Source organism: Streptomyces sp. NPDC048337, from assembly GCF_043201175.1.
In the GTDB taxonomy this organism is placed as follows: Bacteria; Actinomycetota; Actinomycetes; order Streptomycetales; family Streptomycetaceae; genus Streptomyces.
On the sequence record NZ_JBICYR010000030.1, the window covers coordinates 44,833 to 60,931 of the forward strand.

Consider the following 16,099-nt stretch of genomic DNA (forward strand, 5'->3'; position numbering starts at 1 on the left):
GTTGTACGGACTTTGCCCGGCGCTTTACCTCACATGGCGGACGCGCCGCCCGTCCAGCAGGGCCGCGGCCGTGAAGAACTCCACTCCGACGGCGATCGCCGACTCGTCCACGTCGAAGTCACCCCGGTGCAGGTCCCGCTTGGCCGTGTCGCCGGGCGTACGGACCCCCAGGCGGGCCATGGCGCCCGGAACGTGCTCCAGGTACCAGGAGAAGTCCTCCCCGCCCAGGCTCTGCTCGGTGTCCTCGATCGCCTCGGGGCCGCGCCGGACCGCCATCGCCTCACGGAGCAGTTCGGTGATCACCGGGTCGTTGACCACCGGCGGCACCCCGCGGACGTGGTTGATCTCGAACTTGGCCCCGTGCATGGTCGCGACCTCGTCGATCGCCGCGTGGATCATGTCCGGGGCGTCGTGCCAGGCGTTCAGGTCGAGGCACCGAACGGTTCCGGACAGCTCGGCGTGCATCGGGATGACGTTGCAGGCGTGCCCGGCCTCGATCCGGCCCCAGGTGACCGACATGCCCGAACGGGCGTCCATCCGGCGGGTCAGCAGGGCCGGGACGTCCACGGCCACCCGGGCGGCGGCCGTCACCAGATCGGTGGTCAGGTGCGGCCGCGCGGTGTGCCCGCCGGAGCCGGTCAGGCTGACCTCCAGCCGGTCGCACGCCGAGGTGATGGGGCCGGGCCGCAGCCCGATCCGCCCCGCGTCGACGCGGGGGTCGCAGTGCACGGCGACGATCTTCCCCACGCCGTCCAGGACCCCGGACTCGATGGCGTCGGTCGCCCCGCCCGGCAGGACCTCCTCGGCGGGCTGGAACAGCAGCCGCACCGGCCGGGGCAGCAGGCCCTGGCGGTCGAGCTCGGCGAGGACCAGGCCGGCGCCGAGGACGACGGCGGTGTGCACGTCGTGGCCGCAGGCATGGGCGCGGTCCGGGAAGGTCGAGCGGTACGAGACGTGCGTCTTGGCATCCGGGATGGGCAGGGCGTCGATGTCCGCGCGCAGGGCCAGCATCGGCCGCGCACCGTCCCAGGTCCCCACGTCACAGACCAGGCCCGTGCCGGACTTCAGCACCCGTGGTCGCAGGCCGGCTTTCTCGAGCCGGGCCTTGATCGCGGCCGTGGTGCGGAATTCCTGGTGTCCGAGCTCCGGGTGCATGTGCAAGTCCCGGCGGAAGGCGATCAGTTCGGCACGCAGGTGATCCGGAAGCTTGCCGGGCAGCTCGGGCCGCTCGGGCGCGTCGGGCCGGTCGGTCAGGGACTCGCGGGACATCAACTGGTTCACCCGTTGAAGGGTAGGCGCACGGATGGCTCAACTGGCGGGGGATCACGAAAAGTTCATGCCGTTAGGGGAAAGAAACCCGGCCTCTGGACGCATGACCGGGCGAGCCCGGGGGTAAACTCGCGCGCTCATCCGGCCGCGGGAGCCGCCTGGGCTGGGAGTCTGTGCACATCGCGGGCGGTGTCGGTGACCCCGGCGAGGAAGCCGCGGGCCCTCGGGGAGGCGGACCCGGTGAGCCAGTCGGGGTCGATATCGCATACGGCCACGGTCACGCCGGTACCGGCCAGCGCGTACGGCAGCGTGTGGACGACCGTGGACGGAAAGCTGACGATCGTACGTCCGACGGGTCCGCGCCGGGCGATCAGCTCCAGCGGCAGGTCCGGCCGTACGATCTCCAGCCCGGTCGCCTCGCTGAGGGAGCGCAACTTCTCGGGGGACTCCCGGCGGTGCGCGAAGTAGCGGGTGGCACCGTGCTCCAGGGTCAGGGCGCGCACGGCCTCCAGGTAGCGGGCCGGGTCGACCACGCCGGTCTCCACGAGCGAGGTGCCGACGAGGTCGGTGCCCTTGGTCAGGCGGGGCGGACCGAAGCGGGCGCGGGTCCAGGCGAAGTCGTTGACGCGCAGCTCCATCCCGGGCAGCGGGGTGACGGGCATGGAGGTGAAGACCTCCACGCGGCGGCCCGCGCCCGGGGTCAGCCGGCGCCGGGCCCGGCCGGAGACCGGGGCGTAGGCGAGCTCCTTGAGCCGGCCGAGGGTGCCGCCGCCGACCCGGTGCCAGCGGCGGAGCCGTTCGCCGCGGCCGGCCTGCGCCAGGAACTCCATGGTGGCGGTGCCGTCGTCGACGACGACGAGTTCCTTCGCCCGGGCCGGGACCAGCAGGAGCTGGACGAACCGGGAGAAGGGGTCGCCGACGACGATCCGCTCGGCCCGGCGGACCTGTCCGGCGAGCGCCGCCAGCGCCCTGAAGGGCGCGCCGGCGCCGCCGCGGGCCTCCTGCCACTGCACGGCGTGTCCCTCGTCCCGGGCGATGCCGGAGACGCGGCGCAGCTGGCCGCGGGACATCGGGTCGGTGGGCGGCAGCACGACGATTCGTACTCCGCCCGGCGCGGGGGCTGCCGCGCCGCGGCCCGGCTGACCGGGAACCCCGTTGAGCAGGGGCCGCTGCCCGGTCCGCTGGTGGGCCCACTCCAGGACGTTGAGGAGCTGGACCGGGCTCTCGACGAAGGCGAGGGTGGATGCAGGGATGTTCACGACGACTCCTCTTCGGGGTGCGGAGCCGCTGCGCGGTGCCGTTTCCCCCGCCCCGCCCCTTCCCGGAACCAGGGCCTGCGGCCCCGGACCCCGCTTGCCGGCCGGTACGGCCGGGCACCCCCGATCGGGGGACGAGGACGAGCCCCCGCCGCGCGGCGGAGTCGCATGTCGGCACAGCGGGAAGGGGCGGGGCGGGGAGAGCCTCGTGCAGCGGACCGCAGGTCAGACGGCGGCGAGTTCGCCCTGGACGCGGCGGAGCTTCTTCATGGGGCCCAGCTCGGAGTCGTAGACGCGCTTGACGCCGTCGCCGAGGGCGGTCTCGATGGTGCGGATGTCGCGGACCAGGCGGGTGAGGCCGCCGGGCTCGACGGAGGCGGCCTGGTCGGAGCCCCACATCGCGCGGTCGAGGGTGATGTGCCGCTCTACGAAGGTGGCTCCGAGGGCGACGGCGGCGAGGGTGGTCTGCAGGCCCGTCTCGTGGCCGGAGTAGCCGATCGGGACGTTCGGGTACTCCTCCTGGAGGGTGTTGATCACCCGCAGGTTGAGCTCCTCGGCCTTGGCCGGGTACGTCGAAGTGGCGTGGCAGAGAAGGATGTTGTCGCTGCCGAGCACCTCCACCGCGTGGCGGATCTGGCGCGGGGTGGACATGCCGGTGGAGAGGACGACGGTGCGGCCGGTGGCGCGCAGGGCGCGCAGCAGCTCGTCGTCGGTGAGGGAGGCGGAGGCCACCTTGTGGGCGGGGACGTCGAACTTCTCCAGGAAGGCGACGGCCTCGGTGTCCCACGGGGAGGCGAACCAGTCGATGCCGCGCTTGGCGCAGTGCTCGTCGATGGCGCGGTACTCGGCCTCGCCGAACTCGACGCGGTGGCGGTAGTCGATGTAGGTCATGCGGCCCCAGGGGGTGTCGCGCTCGATGTCCCACTGGTCGCGCGGGGTACAGATCTCGGGGGTGCGCTTCTGGAACTTGACGGCGTCGCAGCCGGCTTCGGCGGCGGCGTCGATGAGGGCGAAGGCGTTGCCGAGGTCGCCGTTGTGGTTGATGCCGATCTCGCCGACGACGTAGACGGGGCGGCCGGGGCCGGCGATGCGCGAACCGAAGCTACGAGTACGGGCGTTGGGGGTGGCGGCGGTCATGGCAGGTGACGTCCTTCGTTCGGTACGCGGGGTGTCGAGCGGTGGGGTGAACAGCGGGGCGAGCAGGCGGGCCCGCTCCAGGTCGTGCGGGTCGTCGATCTCCAGGACCCGCGCGGGGTCGGTGGCGACGGGGAGGGTGCGGCCGAAGAACCGGTGCCGGGCGGCCCGGAAGCCGGCGGTGTCCATGGCGTAGGCGGCGCCGGTCTCCAGGAGGTCCTGGGGGCGGTCCTGGCGGCGGGGGCGGACGGCCTTGTCGTGGTTGACGCCGGCGCCCTCCCCGTCGTGGTCCCGCCAGAGGAATCCGTGGAAGGGAGCGACGGTGAGGGCCGAGTCGGCCGCGCCGGTGGCGACGGCGGCGGCGACCGACTCGACGTCCGAGGGGGTGAGGAAGGGGCTGGTGCACTGGACGAGGAGGACCACGTCCACGGCGAGGGAGTGCAGTTCCTCGAAGGCGTCGAGGGCGTGCAGCAGGGCGGCTTCGCTGCTCGCCGTGTCGCCGGAGATGGCGGCGGGGCGGGAGATCACATCGGCCCCGGCGGCGCGGGCCGCGTCGGCGATGCCCGCGGAGTCGGTGGAGACCACCACGTCGGTGACGGTCGGCGCGGCGAGGCAGGCCCGGACGGCCCTGGCCACGAGCGGCACCCCGGCCACCTCGGCGAGGTTCTTGCCCGGGACCCCCTTGGAGCCGCCACGCGCCGGGATCACGGCGAGCACGCGGGGGCCGCCGGGGGCGGTACGGGGCCACGTGCCGGGCGCCGTGCCGGGCGCCGTGCGGGGCCCCATCCCGGTCCCCGGGCCGGGCCCCATGCCGGGTCCCGCGCCGGGCACCATGCCGGGTCCCGCGCCGGGCGCCGTGCGGGGCCCCATGCCGGACCCCGTGCGGGGGCTCACAGGGGGCGCTGTGCGGGGCCCCATGCCGGGCACCATGCCGGGCCCCGCGCCGGTCCCCGTGCCGGGCACCATGCCAGGTCCCGCGCCGGGCGCCGTGCGGGGCCCCGTGCCGGGCACCATGCCGGGCCCCATGCCGGGCCCCATGCCGGGCCCCATGCCGGGCCCCATGCCGGGCCCCATGCCGGGCCCCATGCCGGGCCCCATGCCGGGCCCCGTGCCGGGTCCCGCGCCGGGCGCCGGGCGGGGGCTCACAGCTCCCCCATCCGGCGGATCACGGGGGCCACGCGCTGCACCCCGTGCCGGTACGCCCCCCTGGCCGCCTCGCGCAGGTACGACCTCAGCCGCTGCCGCACCCGGGACCCACCCGCCGTCGGGCGGACGGCCCCGGGCAGCGGAGTCCCGTCGGGCCCGAGGTGATGCCGCGCGAGGATCCCGGGCAGGTAGCCGGGGGCGGTGGTGAGCGTGTAGTACGGAGCGGGGGAGGGAAGTTGGGGCTGTCCCGCGAGCTCGGCGACCTTCGCCCGGGCCACGGCGTAGGCGTCGTACGGGCCGCCTGGCTCGGTAACCGCAGCCGCAGCCGACCCGGCCGAGGCCGGGGCCGGGGCCGGGGCCGGGGCACCCGACACCGGCACGTACGCAGCACCCGCGGCAGCGGGCCCCGGCGCGGCTGAGGCCGGCGCGGCCGACCCCGGCGCATCCGGAGCCGCCGTGTGCGCGGCACGCCCGGCGGCCGCGGGCCGGACGCCCTGGGCGGCCAGCCAGTCCGCGTCCCCTTGCGGGAGCAGACCCGCGTCGAGTTGGTCCCACGAGGCCAGGCAGCCCGAGCCGAGGAAGTGGTGGTTGCCGAGGGCCTCGCGGACGCCGAGGTCGGTGAGGACGGCCGTCGGGATGGAGCGGTGCAGGGATTCCAGGGCGGCGGTCGAGGAGACGGTGACCAGCAGGTCGGTGCCGTCCAGGACCTCGCCCATGTTCCCGTACACGAGGCGGCAGTTGGCCGGCAGCCCGCCGGGGACCTTGGCGGCGAGCCGCTGGTACGGCTGCTCCTCCAGGTGCGTGGTGTGCTCCCCAGGCCGGCTGCGCAGCTTGATCAGCACCTCGCGGTCCGGGTGCAGCCGCGCGTGCCCGGCCGCCCGCTCCAGCAGGTACGCGCGGTCGGCGCGGCTGTCGGGGACCGAGGGCTGCACGGCGAAGACCACCGTGTGGGCCCGGCTCCCGGCCGGCTCGTACGGCGCCCCGCCCAGGAACGGCAGCGCGGTCTCGGTGACGGCGTCCGCGTCCGCCCCGACGCCCTCGTACACGGCACGGAACCGCTCCGCGTCGTGGCGGGAGTTGGCGAGGACGAGGTCGGCCCCGTGCCGCAGCAGCAGCCCGTCGGCGAGCTTCTCGTACACGACGCCCACGTAGCCGGTGACGAGGACGGGCCGGGCCGCCGGGGCGGGCCACAGGGCGCGGGCCCCGTGCAGGACGGCCTGGACGGCCCCGCCGACGAGGGCGAGGACGACCACGTCGTACTCCTCCCGCCCGAGTTCGGCGAGGAACTCCGCGCAGGTCACCTCGGTCAGCCGGTCGGCTTCGACCCCCACCTCGCCGAGCTGGCGGGCGGTGGGCGTGGCGCGGCCCCGCAGCAGGTATCCGGTGAGCTGGTGGTCGGGCACGAGACGGCGGGCGGTGAGTGCGCCCCATTTCCATCGCGTATCGGAATCGGCGAGTACGGCGACGCGTTTGCGTTCTGGCACGCCGGAGAAGCTATTCCGCAATTTCGGTGATCGGCCCAACGAATGCACAACAGAGGGTTAACAGCCCGTCGACTAAATGCGAATCTGCCCGGGTTAACGCGCCCGCCCCGCGCCGTTCATGTGGAATCCTCATCCGGGCCACAGTGAATGCCAAGCGGCGTCCTAATGTCTTGCAGGTGCCCAAGCTCTCTGTTGTCGTGCCGTTCTACAACGTGCAGACATACGCACCGGATGCCCTGAAGAGTCTCGAACTCAACGCCCGGGACGATTTCGAGTTCCTGCTCGTCGACGACTGCTCGACGGACGGGACGCCCGGCCTGCTGGAGCGGGCGGCGAACGAGCTGCCCGGGGCGGTGCTCCTCAGACACGAGCGGAACGGCGGCCTGGCCACCGCGCGGAACACCGGTCTGGACGCGGCCCGCGGCGAGTACCTCGCCTTCCTGGACGGGGACGACTGGCTGGCCCCCGGCCACCTCGGCAGGACCCTGGCCGCCATAGAGGCCCTGAGCTGCGACTTCGTCCGTACCGACCATGTGCAGTGCACCGGCAGGGCGCGCAGCGTGCGCCGCGTCCCCTGCGGGCCGCAGTCGGTCGTGGCCGACCCGCGCTCCGCGATCCTGCCCGCCGACCGGGCCACCTCGGTGGACTACCCGTACGCGTGGGCCGGCATGTACCACCGGCGGCTGCTGGACCGCGGGCTGCTGCACTTCACCGACGGGCTGCGCACGGCGGAGGACCGGCCGTGGATCTGGCGGCTGCACCGGGAGGCGGAGTCCTTCGCCGCGGTCGGAATGCCCGGAATCTTCTACCGGCGCGGGGTTTCCACCTCGCTGACGCAAATCGGTGACGAACGGCAGCTCGATTTCATCCGCGCATTTGATCAAGTGATCTCGGACGTCGTCGCGGACCGAGAATCCGACCTGCTGCTCCCGAAAGCCGTCCGAACATATTGCGCGATTATCGCGCACCATTTCGGCTCCATCGAGAGGTTCGAACCGGCCGTGGCCAAAAAACTCCGTTCGATGAGCACGGCCGCGCTCGGTCGCATGCCCCAGGACGTACTGGAACGGGTCCTGGACTCGATGGACCTGGAGCGCTCCACCCTGCTGCGCCGCGTGCGCACCGGTGGCCGCCTCACCTCCCTCGGCGCCCTCACCGGCCGCAAGGGCCATGCCGGCCGCACCGCCTCCGCCCCGGGGGCGACCGCCTGATGCCCACGCAGATCTTCCTGGCCTCCACCCTCTACGGCGCGGCCACCCTCGCCGCGGGCATCGACTCCGGCTGCTTCCCGCCCGCCGACCGCCGCATCCTCCTGACCAGCAACCACTCCGTCACCGCCGAGGTCAGTCCCGGCGTCGCGGACATGCCGGGCTTCGCCACCCTGCGCACCCGCTTCGACGAGGTGCTCGACTGGAACCGGGTCATCGCACCGCAGCACCCGAGCACCTGGGCCCCGCGCACGGAGGACGTCCCCCTGTGGGAGCGGCAGCTGCGCGCCCTGTGGGGCCTTGGCGAGGACCGCGTCGAGCTGATCGTCGAGTCCCTCCAGGTGCCGCCCGCCCAGACCCTGTGCCGGCTCTTCCCGGGGGCCGCCGTCGACGTCTACGCCGACGGGCTGATGAGCTACGGGCCCACCCGCTTCCGGCTCGACCCGCAGCTCGGGATGCGCGTCCGGCGGGTGCTCCACCTGGACCTCGTACCGGGGCTGGAGCCGCTGCTGCTGACCGAGTTCGGGGTACCGGCCGAGCTGGTGCCGACGGAGCCGTTCCTGAAGGTCCTGGCGGACCTGCCCGCGCACGACGCGGACCTGGCCGGCATCGGCCCAGACGGGATCGGAGAGGCCCCCGCGCTGCTCCTGGGCCAGTACCTCTCTGCGCTCGACCTCATGACCCCGGAAGAGGAGGAGGAGCTCCACGTCTCGATGGTCCGGGGCGCGTACGCGCGCGGCCACACCGAGCTCGTCTTCAAACCCCACCCCAGCGCCCCGGCCGCCTACTCGCGCCGCGCGGAGGCGGAGGCCGAGCGGCTCGGCGCCCGCCTGACCGTGATCGACACCCCGGTCCTGGCCGAGACCCTCTACCAGCGGCTGCACCCGGCCCTCGTCGTCGGCTGCTTCTCCACCGGGCTGCTGACCGCCGCCACGCTGTACGGGCTCCCGGTGGCCCGGACCGGTACGGACGCCATACTGGCCCGCCTGACCCCGTACCCGAACAGCAACCGGATCCCGCTGACCCTGGTGGACGCCCTGGTCCCGGAGCTGGCGGCGGATGAGCCCAAGGAACCCCCGGCGGATCTCACCGGGCTGGTCACCGCGGTCGGCTTCACCATGCAGCCGCACATCCTGGCCGCGCGCCGGCCGGCCGCCGAGGCCTACCTCCTGCGGCACCTGACCACCCGCACCTGGCGCTACTTCACCCGCCGCCGGCTGACCTCCCTGGGCCTGCCCGGCGGCATCCCGGCACAGCTGTCGTTCCTGCCGCGGAGCCGGGCGGTGCGGCGCGTGGCCCGGCGGCTGCGCCGCGTCATCAGCTGAGGCGCCTCAACCGGTGGCGAGCTTGGCCGCGAAACCGAGGAACAGCACGCCCGCCGCCGAGGTCGCCCCGGCCGACAGCCGCTTGCGCCGGCGGAACGCGGCGGACAGGCGGGTACCGCCGAAGATCAGCAGCGTCAGGTACAGGAAGCTGCCGGTCTGCAGCAGCCCGCCCAGGACCAGGAAGGACAGGGCCGGGTAGGCGTAGGACGGGTCCACGAACTGCACGAAGAAGGACATCAGGAAGAGGATGGCCTTCGGGTTGAGGAGGCTGATCAGCAGCGCCCGCCGGTAGGGCCGCTCGCTCTCGGCGGGGTCGGCGGGGGCGGCGGCCGGCTCCTCCTCCCGCTCCCGTCGCGTGCGCCACAGCGCCCAGGCGCCGCGCATCATGCCCACGGCCAGCCACGCCAGGTACCCGGCTCCGAGTACCTTGACCACGGTGAACACCAGCGGGCTGGCCTGGAGCAGCGCCCCGGCGCCCACCGCGGTCAGCAGCATGAGGACGGCGTCGCCGGTGAACACGCCCGCGGCGGCCTTGTACCCGGTGCGCACCCCGCGGCGGGCCGCGACGGACAGCACGTAGAGCGAGTTCGGCCCCGGCAGCAGAATGATCAGCACCAGGCCGGCGAGATAGGTCGGAAGATCTGTCACACCCAGCATGTGCAGGAGTGTCCCATAGGGACGCACCTGTCGGTCCAGCGAGTTTCACCATGCGGAATCGACCGGCTCGTACGTCCCCCACACCTCCCGCAGCGCCCCGCACACCTCCCCCACCGTGGCCCGGGCCCGCAGCGCCTCCTTCATCGGATAGAGCACGTTGTGCGTCCCGGCCGCCGCCTCCCGCAGCGCCCCGAGCGCCGCCGCCACCGCCGCTCCGTCCCGTTCCGCCCGCAGCCGGGCGAGGGCCTCGCACTGGCGCGCCTCGATCGCCGGGTCCACGCGCAGCGGCTCGTACGGCTCCTCCCGCTCCAGCGCGAACCGGTTGACCCCGACCACCACCCGCTCCCCGCTCTCGGTCTCCTGCGCGATGCGGTAGGCGTTCTTCTCGATCTCCGCCTTCTGGAAGCCGTTCTCGATCGCGGCCACCGCCCCGCCCTGGTCCTCGACCCGGCGCATCAGGTCCCGGGCCGCCGCCTCCAGCTCGTCCGTCATCCGCTCCACCGCGTACGAGCCCGCGAAGGGGTCAACGGTGTGCGGCACGTCCGTCTCGTACGCGAGCACCTGCTGGGTGCGCAGCGCGAGGCGGGCCGACTTCTCCGTCGGCAGCGCGATCGCCTCGTCGAAGGAGTTGGTGTGCAGCGACTGCGTGCCGCCCAGTACGGCGGCCAGCGCCTGCACGGCCACCCGTACGAGGTTCAGCTCGGGCTGCTGCGCCGTCAGCTGCACGCCGGCGGTCTGGGTGTGGAAGCGCAGCATCAGCGATTTCGGGTCCCGGGCCCCGAACTCCTCCCGCATGACCCGGGCCCAGATCCTGCGGGCCGCCCGGAACTTCGCGACCTCCTCCAGGAGGGTGGTGCGGGCGACGAAGAAGAAGGAGAGCCGGGGCGCGAACTCGTCGACCGCCATTCCGGCCGCCAATGCCGTACGGACGTACGCGATGCCGTCGGCGAGCGTGAAGGCCACCTCCTGCGCGGGCGAGGCCCCCGCTTCGGCCATGTGGTAGCCGGAGATGGAAATGGTGTTCCACCTGGGGATCTCGGCCCGGCAGTAGCGGAAGGTGTCGGCCGTCAGCCGCAGCGAGGGCCCGGGCGGGAAGATGTACGTCCCGCGCGCGATGTACTCCTTCAGCACGTCGTTCTGGACGGTCCCGGTCAGCTGCGCGCCCTCGATCCCGTGCTCCTCGGCGACCAGCTGGTAGAGCAGCAGGAGCAGCGCGGCGGGGGCGTTGATGGTCATCGAGGTGGAGACCCGGTCGAGGGGGATCCCGTCGAACAGGACCCGCATGTCGTCGACGGAGTCGATGGCGACCCCGACCTTGCCGACCTCGCCGTGCGCGAGCGGGGCGTCGGAGTCGTGCCCCATCTGCGTCGGCAGGTCGAAGGCCACGGACAGCCCGGTCCCGCCGCCCGCGATGAGCTGCCGGTACCGGGCGTTGGACTCGGCGGCCGTCCCGAATCCGGCGTACTGCCGCATGGTCCACGGCCGGCCGGTGTACATGGTCGGGTAGATGCCCCGCGTGTACGGGAATGCCCCCGGCTGGCCCAGTTCGGCCGCCGCATCCCACCCCGTCAGATCGCCTGGCCCGTAGACGGGTTCGATCGGGTTTCCGCTCTCGGTGCGTGCCATGTGACGAACCCCTCCGTAGAGCGAGCGGGCCCCGGGCTGGTACAACCTTCCCCGGCGAACGCCGGGGAGCGCCCCGGCCGCTCATCGCTTCGTAAGGCCGCGGACGGGCCCTGGTCACAATGGCGCAACATCCCGGGGCGGAGTGCAACTCTCCACGCGCGCGAGGCATCACCTAGGTACACGACGTAGAAATCGGGGGACTGCATCATGCACCGCCAGAGAGTCATAATCCGCGCGCTCGGGGTGGCTACCGCCGTCGCGCTCGCCGCGACCGCATGCGGACCGCAGAAGGACGAGTCCAAGGGCTCGGCCTCCTCGGCTCCGTCCTCGCCCGCGGCGGGAGCCACACCCGAAGCCTCGCCGTCCACGGACAACAAGCCCGGCGAGGCCTCGCCGTCGGCCTCGCCGTCCGCCTCGGCGTCCCCGTCCGCCTCGCCCTCCGTGAAGCAGATCATGGCGAACGGCGACGACAGCGATCAGGTGCGCGAGCTCCAGGCCCGCCTGAAGCAGCTCAAGCTGATGTCGGTCGCGCCCACCGGTTTCTACGGCACGAAGACCACCGCGGCGGTCAAGTCCTTCCAGTCGAAGAACGGGCTGAACCCCACCGGTTCGGTCGACGAGGCCACCTGGAAGAAGATCCAGAGCGTCACGAAGAAGCCCACCGCCGACGAGCTGGACCCGCCGACGACCAACGAGGTCGACGCGCCGGACCCGCGCTGCATGACGGGCCGCGTCATGTGCATCAGCAAGGAGAGCCGCACCCTCGCCTGGATGATCGACGGCAAGGTCGTCTCCACGATGGACGTGCGCTTCGGCTCGGAGAACACCCCGACCCGCGAGGGCGAGTTCAAGGTGGAGTGGAAGGCCAAGGACTGGACGTCGACGATCTACCACACGCCGATGCCGTACTCGATGTTCTTCAGCCGCGGCCAGGCGGTGCACTACTCGGCCGACTTCGCGGCCCGCGGCTACGCCGGCGCCTCGCACGGCTGTGTGAACGTCCGGGACAAGGGGAAGCTGTCGGCGCTCTTCGACCAGGTCCAGGTCGGCGACAAGGTCGTCGTCTACTGGTGAGAAGTAGAGGGCGCGGGCAGGGCCGGGGGAACGTGCCCCGCCCGCGCCGGTTGCGCAGAGCCCAGGGGTACGGGGGGAACCCCGGCTCATGCGCGGCCGATGACCAGTCGGCTCGTTACGTACTGCGTCACCGGTTCGAAAAGTGTTACAGCAGGGTCGGCACATGCGTCCGGTCATGTGCCGGGGGCATGTTCCAGCGGCGGATCAGTGGGTCGCCGCAGGGGTTCCGGAGAGCGCCGGCGCCAGGGACGGGGCCTTGAGCACGCCGTCCGACGCGCCGTCGGTACGGCGGCCGCCGTCGGTGACCCCGTCGAGCAGCGCCTCGCAGTAGAACGGGATGCGCGCGAGACCGTTGGCCAGGGCCGAGAGCCGCTTGCGCCGGTCGTCGTTGAGGTGGCCCGCCCGGTAGTCCTTGCAGAGGTCCACGGCCCTGCGGTGGTTCTCCCGGTCCTTGTCGCGGTCCTTGCCGTCGGTTCCGGTCGTGCCTCCGCTGCCGAAGCCCTGCCGGTCTCCGTCCTTGCCGCCCTGGGCGTCCTTGCCCGAACCGCCGGTCACGCCCGCGCCCGGTGAGGCGCCGGAACCGGCCGAGGCCGCGCCGTCCGTGGTCGCGTTCTCCCCGGTGCCGCCCGAGGGCGCGGGCGTGCCCGCGGCCGCCGACTCCCCGGTGCCGTCCCGCAGCGGGTTCGGCCGGAGCTGCGGGCTGAGCGTGGGCGAGCCGCTGTCGGCGCCCTGGGCCGGGGTCCCGTCCGCGCTGACGGACATCGCCGGTCCGGGGCCCGCGGCGGTGCGCCGGGGCTGGTCCAGCAGTCCGGCCCCCGCCGCGGCGGCGAGTCCGCCGACCGCGATGCTCGCCAGGGCGGCCGCCAGGCCGAACCGTACGGGCCGCAGGGCCCGGCCGCGCCGGGGTACGGGGACCGTGGCGCTGCTGATGAGGGTGCGGCCGAGGTCGACCGGGGGTGCGCCGGAGCCGCCGGCGCGGGATCCGGCCGCTGCCGGACCGGCCGTGCCGCGCGCCGCGCGGAAGGCGGCCAGGGCCGCGGCCTCGCCGGGCAGTTCCGTGCTCGCGGACGCGGGGGCGCCCAGTGCGTTCAGGGAGTCGAGGGCGGCGCGCAGCCGGGCGGCTTCATGCCGGGCTCCCGCTTCGGCGGCTGGCCCCACAGGTTCCACCGGTTCTCCGCGCAGCAGTCGTTCCGCCGCGGCTGGGTCCAGCCACCTCTCGCGCTCGTCGGCCATCACATGTCCTTCTGCGTCCGCCAACGTGAATGCGTCACACCGGTTTGTTCTACGAGGCCCCCGCCATGGCCGCGCTGCGCGGGTACGGCGTCGAGATCCCTCCCGCCCCCGCCGCCCCGTGCCTGGCCACCGGCATTATGGCCGACCCTGCCCTCCAGATCCGAGTCCGTATCCGGGCCCGGTTGGTCGCCGAGGAGCTCGGCGAGCTTCTTGAGGCCCCGGTGCGCGGCGGTGCGTACGGCTCCGGGCCGCTTGCCGAGGGTCTCGGCGGCGCTCTTGGCGTCCAGGCCGACCACCACCCGCAGGACGACGGCTTCCGCCTGATCCTGGGGAAGTTGCGCGATGAGCGCCATGGTCACCCCGGTGGAGAGGGCCTCCATCGCCGCGCCGGCCGTGTCGCAGTCGGCGGCCCAGCCTGTGAGCTCCGTCTCGTCGCCGCCGATGGCGGGGCGGCGGCCGCGCATCCGGATGTGATCCAGGGCACGGTTGCGGGCGATGCGGGCGGCCCAGCCGCGGAAGCGGTCGGCGTCGCCGGTGAAGGAGTCGAGGTCGCGGGCGATCTGCAGCCAGGCCTCGGAGGTCACGTCCTCCGCGTCGCCGTCCCCGACGAGCGTGCGTACGTATCCGAGCAGGCGCGGGTGCACGGCGCGGTACACAGTACGGAACGCGTTCTCGTCGCCGTCCTGTGCCGCGAGCACCGCGGCGGTCAGCTCCGCGTCGTCCCCCAGCAAAGTCCCCAACCCGTTCACTGTCCTGTACGTGTGGCGCAAATCAGCACGTTACGGCTTTCAAGCACCTCTCGTCCACGAGTTGTACAACCAGCAACGATCCCTGCGCGGAGCGAGGTGTGACACAAAACGCACTTCGGGCGCTGACAGGGATACGGGCTTGTCGCACGAGTCCGTGACGGATGGCGACCGGGGCCTCTCCTGTGGGGGGTGGCGGCCTCGGTCGCCCTCCCCTCTTCGTTCACGCCTGTGGCGCCCACGTCATCCTTTCGGCTCACTTCCGGGTGAAATCCTCGAATGGGTACGACACAGCCTGCCCTGCGTCGATAGCGTGGCGGTACACCCGCGCCGCGCCCCGAGGAGCCCCCCGCTGTCCAGCCACCTTCCGGCACAGGCCCGCGGCAGTTCCGACTCCTCTCACGGCTCCGGGCTGGCGCGGTTCAACACCCTGCCACTCGAAGCCGCCCAGGCGGCCCTGATGCACTGCTGCGGCAGCCGGCGCTGGGCGCACCGGGTGGCCGCACACCGCCCCTACCCAGATTCCGGCGCTTTGCTCGCCGCCGCGGACGAGGCCTCGTACGACCTCTCCCAGTCGGACCTGTCCGAGGCACTGACCGCCGAGTTCTCGGTGGAGCTGGCCCACGGGGCCCCGTACGCCGCACTGCTGGCGCTCGACGCCGCACACGCCGAATACGAACGGAAGTTCGGCCACGCATTCGTGATCTGCCTCGACGGGCATCCGCCGGAGGAGCAGGCGGACCAGCTGCTGGGCGCGATCCGGCGTCGAATGGGTCACGAGGTGGACGAGGAGCGGGCGATCTCCGCCGACGAGCTGCGCCGCGTCGCGCAGGCGCGGCTGCTGGACCTGACACGCTGGCTGACCTCGGCAGATGGCCCGTCTGCGGCGGAAATCGGGCTATTCGCGCCTGTGGGATAGTCCGTCCGTGCCTGTTTGATCACACCGAAGACCCCCGGGCGAAGGAACCGACAAAGCGTCGCTACGATGTGCGGGGCCGGAGGACCGTACCCGGCCGGGCCCGACCGACAACGAAGCCGGCTGGCCCCCATCCCGCTTCCGGAGGGTTTTCCGTGCCGGCTGGAACGTTGTACCGCGGCCGGGAAGGAATGTGGTCCTGGGTGGCTCATCGAGTCACCGGCGTCCTCATTTTCTTCTTCCTGTTCGTACACGTCCTCGACACCGCTCTCGTTCGCGTCTCCCCCGAGGCGTACGACGATGTCGTGGCTACCTACAAGACCCCGATCGTCGCGCTGCTGGAGTACGGCCTCGTCGCCGCCATCCTCTTCCACGCGCTCAACGGTCTCCGTGTCATCGCTGTGGACTTCTGGTCCAAGGGCCCGCGCTACCAGAAGCAGATGCTCTGGACCGTCGTGAGCATCTGGATCGTGCTGATGGCCGGGGCCGTGTACCCCGTCCTGAACCACGCGTACCTCGAACTGTTCGGGAAGTGACACGCATGTCTTCTGACACTTCTTTCGAAAAGTCGATCGGCGACGTGGAGGGCGTTTCCCTCTACGACGTCGAGAACCCGGCTCCGTACATCGAGGCCCCGCGCAAGCGCACGGGCAAGACCCCGCGCTCGACCCGCGGCAACTTCGAGATGGCCGCGTGGCTCTTCATGCGCCTCTCGGGCATCGTCCTCGTCGTCCTGGTCATCGGCCACCTGCTGATCCAGCTGGTGCTCGACGGCGGCGTCTCCAAGATCGGCTTCGCCTTCGTGGCCGGCCGCTGGGCGTCCCCGTTCTGGCAGGTCTGGGACCTGTTGATGCTGTGGCTGGCCATGCTGCACGGCGCCAACGGTCTGCGTACGGTCATCAACGACTACGCGGAGCGCGCCAACACGCGGCTGTGGCTGAAGGGCCTGCTCTACACCGCCACGGTGTTCACCATCCTTCTGGGCACGCTGGTGATCTTCACCTTCGACCCGAACATCCGCTAGG

At 72.5% G+C, this 16,099-nt stretch carries 14 protein-coding genes and 1 pseudogene; 6 read left to right on the plus strand and 9 right to left on the minus strand.

The features are described 5' to 3' along the window. Nucleotides 1-24: 24 nt before the first annotated feature. From ACGFYU_RS33415 to ACGFYU_RS33435, 5 genes and pseudogenes are all read right to left on the minus strand, one after another. Nucleotides 25-1,269 carry an amidohydrolase gene (locus ACGFYU_RS33415; RefSeq protein ID WP_393831082.1) on the minus strand — a complete coding sequence of 415 codons (1,245 nt, stop codon included), beginning with the start codon at nt 1,267-1,269 and terminating at the stop codon, nt 25-27. 137 nt (nt 1,270-1,406) lie between these two features. Beyond that, nucleotides 1,407-2,600, minus strand: coding sequence for a hypothetical protein (locus ACGFYU_RS33420; RefSeq protein WP_393831083.1), 1,194 nt, complete (start codon nt 2,598-2,600; stop codon nt 1,407-1,409). Between the two features lie 150 nt (nt 2,601-2,750). Then, complete coding sequence (locus tag ACGFYU_RS33425; protein WP_393831084.1) at nt 2,751-3,662, minus strand: N-acetylneuraminate synthase family protein; 912 nt, start codon at nt 3,660-3,662, stop codon at nt 2,751-2,753. Nucleotides 3,663-4,007: 345 nt separating this feature from the next. After that, a pseudogene (locus ACGFYU_RS33430) lies at nt 4,008-4,757 on the minus strand (cytidylyltransferase domain-containing protein); the annotation flags it as partial. A gap of 44 nt (nt 4,758-4,801) precedes the next feature. Continuing rightward, entirely contained in the window at nt 4,802-6,289 is a 1,488-nt protein-coding gene (locus ACGFYU_RS33435) for a DUF6716 putative glycosyltransferase (RefSeq protein WP_393831047.1), read from the minus strand. 176 nt (nt 6,290-6,465) lie between these two features. On the opposite strand from ACGFYU_RS33435, the gene ACGFYU_RS33440 reads away from it, so the two are divergent. Together ACGFYU_RS33440 and ACGFYU_RS33445 are read left to right on the plus strand one after the other, a co-directional pair. Beyond that, the gene (locus tag ACGFYU_RS33440) at nt 6,466-7,500 is read left to right on the plus strand and encodes a glycosyltransferase family 2 protein (protein WP_393831048.1); all 1,035 of its coding nucleotides are present in this window, start codon (nt 6,466-6,468) and stop codon (nt 7,498-7,500) included. Continuing rightward, nucleotides 7,500-8,822 (plus strand): polysialyltransferase family glycosyltransferase, encoded by a 1,323-nt coding sequence (locus ACGFYU_RS33445; protein WP_393831049.1) that lies wholly within the window; start codon nt 7,500-7,502, stop codon nt 8,820-8,822. Before ACGFYU_RS33440 ends, ACGFYU_RS33445 begins: the two co-directional genes overlap by 1 nt. Before the next feature lie 6 nt (nt 8,823-8,828). Here ACGFYU_RS33445 and leuE read toward each other — a convergent pair whose 3' ends face one another. Beyond that, nucleotides 8,829-9,479 carry a leucine efflux protein LeuE gene (gene leuE / locus ACGFYU_RS33450; protein WP_393831050.1) on the minus strand — a complete coding sequence of 217 codons (651 nt, stop codon included), beginning with the start codon at nt 9,477-9,479 and terminating at the stop codon, nt 8,829-8,831. 45 nt (nt 9,480-9,524) lie between these two features. Then, a complete protein-coding gene (locus ACGFYU_RS33455; protein ID WP_393831051.1) occupies nt 9,525-11,105 on the minus strand; it encodes a methylmalonyl-CoA mutase in 1,581 nt (526 codons plus the stop codon). Between the two features lie 207 nt (nt 11,106-11,312). Between ACGFYU_RS33455 and ACGFYU_RS33460 the strand changes: the two genes are divergently transcribed. Further along, on the plus strand, nt 11,313-12,179 hold the full coding sequence (locus ACGFYU_RS33460) for a peptidoglycan-binding protein (RefSeq protein ID WP_393831052.1): 867 nt from the start codon (nt 11,313-11,315) through the stop codon (nt 12,177-12,179). Nucleotides 12,180-12,383: 204 nt separating this feature from the next. On the opposite strand, the gene ACGFYU_RS33465 is transcribed toward ACGFYU_RS33460, so the two are convergent. Further along, the gene (locus ACGFYU_RS33465; RefSeq protein ID WP_393831053.1) at nt 12,384-13,412 is read right to left on the minus strand and encodes a hypothetical protein; all 1,029 of its coding nucleotides are present in this window, start codon (nt 13,410-13,412) and stop codon (nt 12,384-12,386) included. Then, nucleotides 13,412-14,143 (minus strand): RNA polymerase sigma factor, encoded by a 732-nt coding sequence (locus ACGFYU_RS33470; RefSeq protein WP_393831085.1) that lies wholly within the window; start codon nt 14,141-14,143, stop codon nt 13,412-13,414. The genes ACGFYU_RS33465 and ACGFYU_RS33470 overlap by 1 nt, the downstream gene beginning before the upstream one ends. Before the next feature lie 328 nt (nt 14,144-14,471). On the opposite strand from ACGFYU_RS33470, the gene ACGFYU_RS33475 reads away from it, so the two are divergent. The 3 genes from ACGFYU_RS33475 to ACGFYU_RS33485 all read left to right on the plus strand — a co-directional run bounded on the left by ACGFYU_RS33475 (nt 14,472) and on the right by ACGFYU_RS33485 (nt 16,098). Next, nucleotides 14,472-15,077 carry a 2-oxo-4-hydroxy-4-carboxy-5-ureidoimidazoline decarboxylase gene (locus tag ACGFYU_RS33475; RefSeq protein ID WP_393831054.1) on the plus strand — a complete coding sequence of 202 codons (606 nt, stop codon included), beginning with the start codon at nt 14,472-14,474 and terminating at the stop codon, nt 15,075-15,077. A 152-nt stretch (nt 15,078-15,229) separates the two neighbouring features. Further along, a complete protein-coding gene (sdhC, locus tag ACGFYU_RS33480; RefSeq protein WP_365917729.1) occupies nt 15,230-15,610 on the plus strand; it encodes a succinate dehydrogenase, cytochrome b556 subunit in 381 nt (126 codons plus the stop codon). 5 nt (nt 15,611-15,615) lie between these two features. After that, nucleotides 15,616-16,098, plus strand: a complete 483-nt coding sequence (locus ACGFYU_RS33485; protein WP_393831055.1) for a succinate dehydrogenase hydrophobic membrane anchor subunit — start codon at nt 15,616-15,618, stop codon at nt 16,096-16,098. Nucleotide 16,099 lies beyond the last annotated feature (1 nt).

What these genes read in the sequence shown, in the direction of transcription:
- ACGFYU_RS33415 (WP_393831082.1), bottom strand. Translation starts at nt 1,269, where the DNA reads ATGTCCCGCGAGTCCCTGACCGACCGGCCCGACGCGCCCGAGCGGCCC.
- ACGFYU_RS33425 (WP_393831084.1), bottom strand. Translation starts at nt 3,662, where the DNA reads ATGACCGCCGCCACCCCCAACGCCCGTACTCGTAGCTTCGGTTCGCGC.
- ACGFYU_RS33445 (WP_393831049.1), top strand. Translation starts at nt 7,500, where the DNA reads ATGCCCACGCAGATCTTCCTGGCCTCCACCCTCTACGGCGCGGCCACC.
- leuE (WP_393831050.1), bottom strand. Translation starts at nt 9,479, where the DNA reads ATGCTGGGTGTGACAGATCTTCCGACCTATCTCGCCGGCCTGGTGCTG.
- ACGFYU_RS33455 (WP_393831051.1), bottom strand. Translation starts at nt 11,105, where the DNA reads ATGGCACGCACCGAGAGCGGAAACCCGATCGAACCCGTCTACGGGCCA.
- ACGFYU_RS33460 (WP_393831052.1), top strand. Translation starts at nt 11,313, where the DNA reads ATGCACCGCCAGAGAGTCATAATCCGCGCGCTCGGGGTGGCTACCGCC.
- ACGFYU_RS33465 (WP_393831053.1), bottom strand. Translation starts at nt 13,412, where the DNA reads ATGGCCGACGAGCGCGAGAGGTGGCTGGACCCAGCCGCGGCGGAACGA.
- ACGFYU_RS33485 (WP_393831055.1), top strand. Translation starts at nt 15,616, where the DNA reads ATGTCTTCTGACACTTCTTTCGAAAAGTCGATCGGCGACGTGGAGGGC.